At 27.9% G+C, this 1,524-nt stretch carries 2 protein-coding genes; one reads left to right on the top strand and one right to left on the bottom strand.

Annotation, left to right across the window (positions count from 1 at the left end):
* On the bottom strand, positions 1-413 hold a 413-nt coding region (locus HU235_RS14255; RefSeq protein WP_459213471.1), incomplete at its 3' end, for a DUF7149 domain-containing protein.
* Positions 414-1,334: 921 nt separating this feature from the next.
* Here HU235_RS14255 and HU235_RS14250 point away from each other — a divergent pair.
* Positions 1,335-1,524, top strand: a 190-nt coding sequence (locus HU235_RS14250) for an NUDIX domain-containing protein (RefSeq protein WP_174880612.1), incomplete at its 3' end; no start/stop codon positions are given.

Raw genomic sequence — 1,524 nt, 5'->3', positions numbered from 1 at the left:
ATTATACACTTCTTTATTTCAATATTTTTATTTACTAAACGTTCGTTTAAGTAATAATGAATAATTTCCTGAAAAGCCTTAGTATTATAATTAGCTTTTGAAATCATTTCTCCCTTATTTGATAAACTCTTGGATTCAATTAATATTCCTACTGTCGATTTTGGAGAAGGGCCATTATAAATAGCAAGGTCTGTTCTACCATTTGTATTAATGAAATTTTTTGGAAGACAACTTTGGAGAAAATCCTTTAGTAAATTTTTTTGAAATTCTTCAGATTCGTTTGGCTTCGCATGGAGATTTTCAAGAAATTCTATAAGACTATTTTCAAAAATTAATTTATCTTCTTCTTGTGGCATTATAGCCTGTATATATTTCGACATACTTTGCTTCAAAGTTAATCCTTGTACACTCATTTATTTATCCCCACCATAGTAAATTTCTCATATGAATTATATCACGGAACTCTTATCTATGGTAAAAAATAGTTATTGTACTAACCATTTATGAAAACTGACTTACTATTATTTTGCCTTATCATTATTACAAAAGGACTGGTGAAAATGAGCCGTTTTTATTTATTAATTACGGCTTCCAAATTATTTAAAAGTAATATTGGAAAAACACAAAATATGTCGATTATGGTAACAGTTTGGACTTAATTTATTAACGTAAAACCTATAATTTGAAAGGAGATGTAATCATTCAACTTATATCTTCTTAACAATATAACCATCAAAAAAGTACAAGAAGTAAATAATTGTTAATCTTTGCTTTAAAAGAATTCAGTAAGCTTGCAAGAATTTCTTCAAGTGCATTTTCCAAATTAAAGAGAAGGGGACTACTAGTATCATGAATTTGAAGCAATACGGTCCATTTGTTTAGGTTTTAGCTAGCTCATACTTTTCTTTTTGATATATTTTGATTAATTTCTTTATGAAAATTCATAAACTGCATAAAAATTAAATTCACCATTTTCGATGTTAAAACTATGATAAAAACGTTTACATCAAAAATTCCTTATGTGTTAAATGAATTCAAATCTAAGCATTGATATATCAACATTTGTGTGTCTTTTAGCGTATATAAAGCTAACTCGTTTTAACCTAACAGGTGGTCATGGACGAATTCTCTTTTAATTCTAAATTTATATCACTTAAAACACTAGAAATTTCAATTGAAATTTTTAATAATTGTAAGCATGTATGACCCTCTTTTTACATTCTTTTCAAAACCCTCTGAGCTTATTTGAGAGCAACGATAAAATTACATAATAGTTTTGAATTTAATTACGAAATGTTATCATAAACTAGTAAAAAAATTGTTTGGGGGATATTATGAAAAAAACTGTTAAAGTAGTTGCTGCGATTATTGAAAATGACAATAATGAAATCCTTTGTGCTTTGCGGTCTCCTGAAATGTCAATTCCAAATATGTGGGAGTTCCCAGGTGGAAAAGTCGAAAAAGATGAAGACATCTATTCTGCTTTAGTTAGGGAGATTAAAGAAGAACTCAACTGCACAGTTG

The organism is Metabacillus niabensis (assembly GCF_902829255.1).
Classification (GTDB): Bacteria; Bacillota; Bacilli; order Bacillales; family Bacillaceae; genus Metabacillus; species Metabacillus niabensis.
The sequence above is the reverse complement of the archived record's forward strand: the minus strand, read 5'-3'. Positions and strand labels throughout refer to the sequence as shown.